The organism is Roseateles sp. (genome assembly GCF_039929605.1).
Taxonomy (GTDB): Bacteria; Pseudomonadota; Gammaproteobacteria; order Burkholderiales; family Burkholderiaceae_C; genus Pelomonas.
Window position 1 is genome coordinate 20971 of the sequence record NZ_JBDSQX010000085.1, and the last position, 7505, is coordinate 28475.

Genomic DNA, 7505 nt, shown 5'->3' on the forward strand with positions numbered 1-7505 from the left:
CGCCTCAGCGTAGCGATCAGTTCAGGAAGGGCGTCCTGCACCACATTCCAGACGGTCGTCATGGTTGACGACTGCATAGCCATGGATCAACACGTTGCGGAAGGCGACGATCTGCGCGAGGCGGGGAACCTGCGCCGCCAGCCCCTCGTCCAGCTTGGCCAACTGGCCCAGAGCCTCACCGATGATCTCGAACTCGCGCTCGACGGCGGAGTGCAGCAGCTCATCGGCCGCGTAGTGCTCGGCATCCTGGCCATGGACGAACGACTGGATCGCCTCGGCCGCGCTCAAGGCATCCCACAGGAAGGCGCGTGGATCACGCCGCATAAAGCAACTCGCGCTCTCGGTCGATCTGGCGCAGCACAAAAGGATTGCGCACCGCGCCCGCTTCCACGAGGTCGACATGACGGCCGAGCAGGGCCTCGAAGTCGCGCCTCGCCGCATCCCACTCATCCAGGCCTACGCGAAACCCGGGCTCGAAGGCCACTAGCAGGTCGGCGTCGCTCTGCGGCTTGAAATCATCGCCGCGCGCCGCCGAGCCGAAAACCTCCAGCCGCGCGATGTGATGGCGGCGGCAGAGTGCGGCAAGCGCGTCACGGGCCTGGGCGATGCTGAGGTGCATGCCGCGAGTGTAGGCAGGCACCATGGGAGCTGTGTTCCACTTCCGGCCGTGAATCCAGAAGTCCCCTCATCTCCGGCCATCAAGCCGGCAAAGCCGCCTGCGCCGGCCTTCCCCCTCCCGCAACCCAGCCACGCCGCGCGCTTCCCCGCCGGGCTGGCGCCAGAAGACTGGGCACGCATCCGCCAGGCGGCGCATGCGCTGCCTCAGGTGCTGACGCCCGACGACCTGGACGACGGCAGCGACGACTTGCTGGACCGCATGGGTTGCATCCAGATCTCGCGCGCTGCGGGTGGCGGGCGGCCGAGCCGCTGGATCCTGCCGGCGCACATCGCCGTGGCGGTGGCGCAGCTGGAAGCCACGCCGCAGACCAACACGCTGCGCCCGCAGTTGCAGCAGCGCGTTCAGCAGCTCGAAAGCCTGGGGCTGCGCCGCGAGGGCCTGGTGTTCACGCGGTTGTGCGTGCACCCGATCACGCTGGCGCACGAGGGCTGGCGCATCGACCTGTCGCACCGCGTGCCGGTGCCGGAAGGCCCGGTGTGGGCGTTCTTCCGCGATGGCGATGCGACCGCGCTGCGGCACAACCTCGGCCCGGCGCCTGAGTACTCGTACACGGCGGAGCTGACCCTTCACCTGAACCACCTCATCGACCGCAGCGAGGCCATGGGCCACGCCAGCCAGCTGGCGTCGCTGCTGCCGCGCCTGCAGGCCGAGTGCGGCGTGCCCATGCCCTTTGCCGACCTGAAGGCCGCGCTGAACCGCGCCCAGGACCGCTGGGAGCAGACGGTCGAGGAGCAGGACACGCTGGCCAGCCTGGGCCGTGAACTGGCCTTCCAGGGTTACCCGGACAGCTTCGACGCGGCGCGCAAGCTGGGCCGCAAGGTCACGCTCTACCTCGGCCCGCCCAACAGCGGCAAGACGTACTCCGCCTTCGAGCGGCTGGCGCAGGCGCTGGACGGCGCCTACCTCGCGCCGCTGCGGCTGCTGGCACTGGAGGGGCGCGACCGCCTCGTGGGCCGGGGCGTGCCCTGCTCGCTGCTGACCGGCGAAGAGAACGTGCCGGCCAACAACTCGCGCGTGGTGAGCAGCACCATCGAGATGGTCAACACGCGCGACACCATCGACGTGGCCGTCATCGACGAAGCGCAGATGATCTTCGACGACTCACGCGGCTGGGCCTGGACGCAAGCCATCGTCGGCGTGCCGGCGCGTGAGCTCATCATCATTGCCTCGGCCTACGCGGCGCCCGCCATCGAGCGGCTGCTGCTGCTGTGCGGCGAGAAGCCCGAGCGCCGCGTCTTTGAGCGCAAGCAGCAGGTGCAGCTGATGCCCGCGCCGGTGCCGATGACGCAGCTGCATTCGGGCGACGCCGTGGTGGCCTTCAGCCGCCGCGACGTGCTGATGCTGCGCGACCAGATCGCGCAGAACGGCCACGTCGTCAGCGTCATCTACGGCGCGCTGCCGCCCGAGGTGCGCCGCCGCGAGGCCGAGCGCTTTGCGGTGGGCGCGAGCCAGGTGCTGGTGGCGACGGACGCCATCGGCATGGGCTTGAACCTGCCCATCCGCCGCGTGCTGTTCTCCACGCTGACCAAGTTCGACGGCGTCGAAGACCGCGAGCTGAGCGTCGGCGAGGTGCACCAGATCGCCGGGCGCGCGGGCCGCTACGGCATGCACGACGAGGGCTTCGTCAGCGTGCTGAAGGAGGCCGAGGCCGACGCGATGAAGACGCTGCGCGACCTGCTGCCCAAGGAGCCGCGCGCGCCGCGCGACTTCAAGTGCCCGGTGGCGCCCAACTGGCGCCATGTGGACACCATCTCCCGGCGCCTGGGCGTGAGCAGCCTGCACCAGGTGCTGACCGTCTTCATGCAGCAGCTGCGCCTGGACGACGCTCACTTCGAAGTGGCCGAGCTGGAGCAGATGCTGGGCCTGGCCGAGATGCTGGACCGCAACGCCGGGTCGCTGCCGCTGCAGGAGCGCTTCCGCTACGCGCAGGCGCCGGTGGACGACCGGCTGCCGCAGGTCGTCGAGCAATTCCAGAACTGGGCCGCCAGCCACGCCCGCACCGGAAAGGCCGGCACGCCCTGGTTCCTGGACGACGTAGACGAACACAGCCGCCTGGACCGCATGGAGCAGGCGCTGCGCCAATGCACGCTGTGGCTGTGGCTGGACCTGCGCTTCCCCGAAGTGTTCGGGCATCTGGAGGCGGTCGTCGACCTGCGTGGGCGGTTGAACGACGGGATCGAGCGGCATTTGAAGGGGAAGAAGCCGTTGTGGCAGACGCGCGCGCGGCGGTAGGCCTCGACTGTGCCGATGAAGCGCGCGAATGAACGGCACTGAATGGACGGTCGCCGAGCGGCGCCTGACCATGTTGGTGGGCCTTGCTCCTCTGACGATCAGTGCAGCATTGGCCGTCGTCGTAGGCATCGTCGAAGGGCGTGGCAACTGGCTCTCGAGTTTTTTGATGCTCGTGCTGCCCGCCTACCTGACCTTGTTCTTCTTCGTTCTGCCCGGTCTGTGCCTGCTACGCCGAATCCGCAGGGAGTCGCTCTGGTCGGTACCGGCTGTCTGCGGCCTGGGCGTGTTCCTGCCCTGGCTGGCGCTGTACACGCTACTCACTGGTGAGCCCATGTCCGAGTACGGCGGCAACACCGCCGTCGTAGCGGGGGTGCTGCTGCTGCCCAGCGTGCTATCGGCGCTGTTGGGTGCGTTCATCCAGCGGGCGTTCCACCCACTGCTTTCGCGCTGAATAGCCCGCGCTCAGCGCTGCACGACGCCCAACGCCAGCAAGTCTCGCGCCGTCGCCACGATCGCCTCGCGCGGCGGCCTCGGCACCCAGCCCAGCACCTCTCGCGCATGGCTTGAATCCTGGTGCCGTACCGTGCCCAGCTCGCTCGCTGCAGCGCGCACCGTCGGGCTGACCTTGGCCAGCAGCCGCACCGCCCAGTCGGGCAGTTGCCGCGTCGGCACCTTGCTGGCCTGCTCGCCCAATTCCTCACGCAGCACCGCCGCGATCTCGCGCAGCCACAGGAAGCCGCCACACGCAATGAAGCGCTCGCCGGCCATGCTTTGTGGCGACGTCAAAGCGCACCAGTGCAGCTCGGCCACGTCGCGCACGTCGACGACGCCGAAGCCGATGCGGGGCAGGGCGGGCACGCGCCCTTGCAGCAGGCTCCGCACGAGGACGACGCTGGCCGAGTAGTCGGCGCTGGCCACCGGGCCGAGCACGACGGAGGGATTCACCGTACAGAACGCCAGCCCGCCCCCTTCGCGCGCCACCCAGTCGCGCGCGGCGCGTTCGGCCACTGTCTTGGACTGCACGTAGGGCGGGATGCCGGGCGTCTCCAACCGCGTCCAGTCGCGCTCGGTGAAGCGGTGCTCGCCGGGGCCGTGGCCGTAGGAGATGGCGGCGACGGAGGAGGTCATGACGACGCGCTGCACACCTGCGTCACGCGCCGCCTTCAGCGCCCGCAGCGCGCCGTCGCGGGCCGGCACGATCAGCTCGTTCGCATCGCGCGGCACCCCCACCGGCAGCGGCGACGCGAGGTGGGCCATGTGGCTGCTGCCGGCCGCCGCCTCGGCCCAGCCGGCATCCAGCATCAGGTCGGCGGCAAAGCAGCGCAGCCGCTCGCGGGCATCGCCTTGATCCGCGCCCAGCGACTGGCGCAGCGCCGGCTCGCGCCTCAGGTCGCGCACGGTGGTGTTGACCTGCCAGCCGGCGGCCAGCAGCTGGCGGATCAGCACGCCGGCGATATAGCCGCTGCCACCGGTGACGAGGATGCGGGCGGGAGCGGTCATGCGCGGATTGTGGCGAGAGCGGCGCCGGCGTTGAAATAGCATCGCGCCATGCAGGACACGCCACCCGAACAGACCGCCGCCACGCCCCTTCACGGAGGAGCCCCGGCGGGTTGGCGGCTGCGGATGTACACCATCATCTTCGAGGCGGACACGCGCGCCGGCCGTGCCTTCGACCTGGCGCTGGTGGCGCTGATCGTGGCCAGCGTCACCGTGGTGGTGCTCGACAGCATGGCCAGCGTGCACGAGCACTACAGCGGCTTGCTGAGGGCGCTGGAGTGGACCTTCACGCTGCTCTTCACGGCCGAATACCTGGCACGGCTGGCCTGCGTGCGCCGCCCGCTGCGCTACGCCCGCAGCGTGTTCGGCGTCATCGACCTGCTGGCCATCCTGCCCACCTATCTCGCGATCTTGGTGCCCGGCCTGCACGCGCTGATCGATGTGCGGGTGCTGCGCCTGCTGCGGCTGTTCCGCATCCTCAAGCTGGGCGCCTATGTGGCCGAGTTCGGCCAGCTGGGCCGGGCGTTGGCGGCCTCGCGACGCAAGATCCTCGTCTTCATGGTGTTCGTGATGATGGTGGTGATGATCATGGGCACGCTGATGTATGTCGTCGAAGGGCCGGCCCACGGCTACACCAGCATTCCGGTGGGCGTGTACTGGGCCATCACGACGATGACGACGGTGGGCTTTGGCGACATCACGCCGCACACCGACCTGGGCCGCGTGATCGCGTCGGCCATGATGCTGTTGGGCTGGGGCACGCTGGCCGTGCCCACCGGCATCGTCAGCGCGGAGTTCACCGCGCAGCGGATAGGCCGCGCGCCCACCACCCGCACCTGCCACGAGTGCCTGAGCGAGGGGCATCTGCCGAGCGCGCGCTTCTGCCGCGACTGCGGCGCACGGCTGCCGCGCTGGCACCACGACGAGGACGTGGCCCGCGCGCCCGCCGAACAGCGGCCTCCCGCATAACCTTCGTCATGCCCGGGCGACTGCGCATTGCCAGGCGGCAGCCGCGCACGGACAGTCGCGGCTTCTGCCAAATTTCGGAAACCCTGACTTGACCTCCGCCAACCTGACCGCGAGCGCCGACGCCACGAGCGACGCGCGTGCCCGCCATGACCACGCCTTCTTCGGCCACCCCAGCGGCCTCGGCTGGCTGTCCTTCTGCGAACTGTGGGAGCGCTTCAGCTACTACGGCATGCAGGTGCTGCTGGTGCTCTACCTCAGCAACTACCTCTTCCTGCCGCAGAACATCGGCCATGTTGTCGGCATGGACGCGCTGCGCTCGGCAATAGAGAACCTCACCGGGCCGCGCTCGCCGCAGCAGCTGGCGTCCATCGTCTTCGGCCTGTATGCCGGCCTCGTCTACCTGACACCCATCTTCGGCGGCCTGCTGGCCGACCGCGTGCTGGGCCGCACCCGCACCGTCGTCATCGGCGCGCTGCTGATGGCCACCGGCCACTTCCTGATGGCCCTCGAGACCGCGCTGCTGCCCGCCCTGGCCTGCCTGCTGCTGGGCGTGGGCTGCTTCAAGGGCAACATCGCGGCGCAGGTGGGTGACCTCTACGCGCCGGGCGACAAGCGCCGCGCCAGTGCCTTCCAGATCTTCATGCTGGCCGTGCAGGTCGCCGTCATCGCGGCCCCGCTGGTCTGCGGCACGCTGGGCGAAAAGGTCGGCTGGCACTGGGGCTTTGGCGCGGCCGGCGTGGGCATGCTGATCGGCCTGTTCGTCTACCTGGCCGGTAGGCGCTGGCTGCCGCCCGAGCCGGCCCGTGGCGCGGCCAAGGCCGAGGCCCGCCCCCCGTTGGGGCGGCGCGGGCTGATGCAGGTGCTGCTGCTGGTGGCCATCCTGCCGCTGCTGATGCTGTCCATCGTCGGCAACCAGCAGTTCAACAATGCCTACCCGCTGTGGTCGCAGCAGCACATGGACATGTTCATCGGTAGCTTCGAGGTGCCGGTGACCTGGCTGCAGGCCGTCGATGCCCTGGTCAGCACGGCGACGATGCTGGCCTCGCTGGCCTTCTGGCGCTGGTGGGCCACGCGGCGCACGGAGCCCGACGAGATCACCAAGATCGCCTTTGGCTCCTTCGTGGCCGCCGGCGCGCCGCTGCTGCTGCTGATCCCGGCCTTCGCCATCGAGGCCGGCGGCGGCAAGATAAGCATCCTCTGGACGTTTGCGTACACGCTGGTCAACGACATCGGCTTCGCCAACATCATGCCCGTGGGCCTGGCGCTGTACTCGCGCGCCGCGCCGCGCGGCCTGCAGGGCGTGATGATCGGCGTCTACTACCTGCACCTGTTCTTCGGCAACAGCTTTGTCGGCTGGCTGGCCGGCCTGCTGGAGACGCTGCCAGGCTCGCAGTTCTGGGGCCTGCATGCGGTGCTGGTGGCGGCAGCTGGCGTGGGCTTGCTGGTGGTGAAGCTGGTGTTTGGGCGGCTGCTGGCGCCTGAATGAGCTGCCCCTCGTCCACGCCTGCACCGCTGAACGCGGGCAGCCCTGGCCGGTCTTGCAGACCGCTCAGCCGACAGAGCGGCTGCTCTTCGGCAGGCACGACGAGTCCGCAGGACTCATCGTGTCCGGCCTCAGCCCCCGAGGGGACGGCGATGCTTGCGGCGTTGAGCCGCAAGCACATCGCCTGCCGGCCGGCTTGGGGCGGCCCGGCGCCGTCCGTCACTTCGGCTGAGATTGCTGCGGCGCGGCCCGTGCGCCTCCCTACACTCTGCCGATGATCACCGTCCACCACCTCAACAACTCTCGTTCGCAGCGCGTGCTGTGGCTGCTCGAAGAGCTGGGCCTGCCCTACGAGATCAAGCACTACCAGCGCGACGCCAAGACCTCGCTGGCGCCGCCGGAGCTGCGCAAGATTCACCCGTTAGGCAAGAGCCCGGTCATCACCGACGGCGCGCTGACGGTGGCCGAGAGCGGCGCCATCCTGGAGTACCTGGTGGAGCGCTACGGCGGTGGCCGCCTCAAGCCCACGGCCGAGCAGGACCTGCTGAACTACCGCTACTTCATGCACTTTGCCGAAGGCTCGGCCATGCCGCCGCTGGTGATGAAGCTGGTGTTCAACAAGGTCAAGCGCGCGCCCATGCCCTT

8 protein-coding genes are annotated in these 7505 nt (G+C 69.4%); 5 read left to right on the forward strand and 3 right to left on the reverse strand.

The features are described from left to right. Nucleotides 1-21: 21 nt before the first annotated feature. On the reverse strand, nt 22-324 hold the full coding sequence (locus tag ABIS05_RS11855; protein ID WP_348010084.1) for a HepT-like ribonuclease domain-containing protein: 303 nt from the start codon (nt 322-324) through the stop codon (nt 22-24). Then, nucleotides 314-619, reverse strand: coding sequence for a nucleotidyltransferase domain-containing protein (locus ABIS05_RS11860; protein WP_348063262.1), 306 nt, complete (start codon nt 617-619; stop codon nt 314-316). The genes ABIS05_RS11855 and ABIS05_RS11860 overlap by 11 nt, the downstream gene beginning before the upstream one ends. Before the next feature lie 48 nt (nt 620-667). On the opposite strand from ABIS05_RS11860, the gene ABIS05_RS11865 reads away from it, so the two are divergent. Further along, the gene (locus ABIS05_RS11865) at nt 668-2911 is read left to right on the forward strand and encodes a helicase-related protein (protein ID WP_348010086.1); all 2244 of its coding nucleotides are present in this window, start codon (nt 668-670) and stop codon (nt 2909-2911) included. A 28-nt stretch (nt 2912-2939) separates the two neighbouring features. Continuing rightward, entirely contained in the window at nt 2940-3362 is a 423-nt protein-coding gene (locus tag ABIS05_RS11870) for a hypothetical protein (protein WP_348010087.1), read from the forward strand. An 11-nt stretch (nt 3363-3373) separates the two neighbouring features. On the opposite strand, the gene ABIS05_RS11875 is transcribed toward ABIS05_RS11870, so the two are convergent. Continuing rightward, on the reverse strand, nt 3374-4411 hold the full coding sequence (locus ABIS05_RS11875) for an NAD-dependent epimerase/dehydratase family protein (RefSeq protein ID WP_348010088.1): 1038 nt from the start codon (nt 4409-4411) through the stop codon (nt 3374-3376). A gap of 48 nt (nt 4412-4459) precedes the next feature. On the opposite strand from ABIS05_RS11875, the gene ABIS05_RS11880 reads away from it, so the two are divergent. The 3 genes from ABIS05_RS11880 to ABIS05_RS11890 all read left to right on the forward strand — a co-directional run. Further along, entirely contained in the window at nt 4460-5377 is a 918-nt protein-coding gene (locus ABIS05_RS11880; protein WP_348010089.1) for an ion transporter, read from the forward strand. Between the two features lie 88 nt (nt 5378-5465). Then, a complete protein-coding gene (locus ABIS05_RS11885) occupies nt 5466-6863 on the forward strand; it encodes a peptide MFS transporter (RefSeq protein WP_348010090.1) in 1398 nt (465 codons plus the stop codon). A 271-nt stretch (nt 6864-7134) separates the two neighbouring features. Next, nucleotides 7135-7505, forward strand: a 371-nt coding sequence (locus tag ABIS05_RS11890) for a glutathione S-transferase (protein WP_348010091.1), incomplete at its 3' end; no start/stop codon positions are given.

What these genes read in the sequence shown, in the direction of transcription:
- ABIS05_RS11875 (WP_348010088.1), bottom strand. Translation starts at nt 4,411, where the DNA reads ATGACCGCTCCCGCCCGCATCCTCGTCACCGGTGGCAGCGGCTATATC.
- ABIS05_RS11880 (WP_348010089.1), top strand. Translation starts at nt 4,460, where the DNA reads ATGCAGGACACGCCACCCGAACAGACCGCCGCCACGCCCCTTCACGGA.
- ABIS05_RS11855 (WP_348010084.1), bottom strand. Translation starts at nt 324, where the DNA reads ATGCGGCGTGATCCACGCGCCTTCCTGTGGGATGCCTTGAGCGCGGCC.
- ABIS05_RS11870 (WP_348010087.1), top strand. Translation starts at nt 2,940, where the DNA reads ATGAACGGCACTGAATGGACGGTCGCCGAGCGGCGCCTGACCATGTTG.
- ABIS05_RS11860 (WP_348063262.1), bottom strand. Translation starts at nt 619, where the DNA reads ATGCACCTCAGCATCGCCCAGGCCCGTGACGCGCTTGCCGCACTCTGC.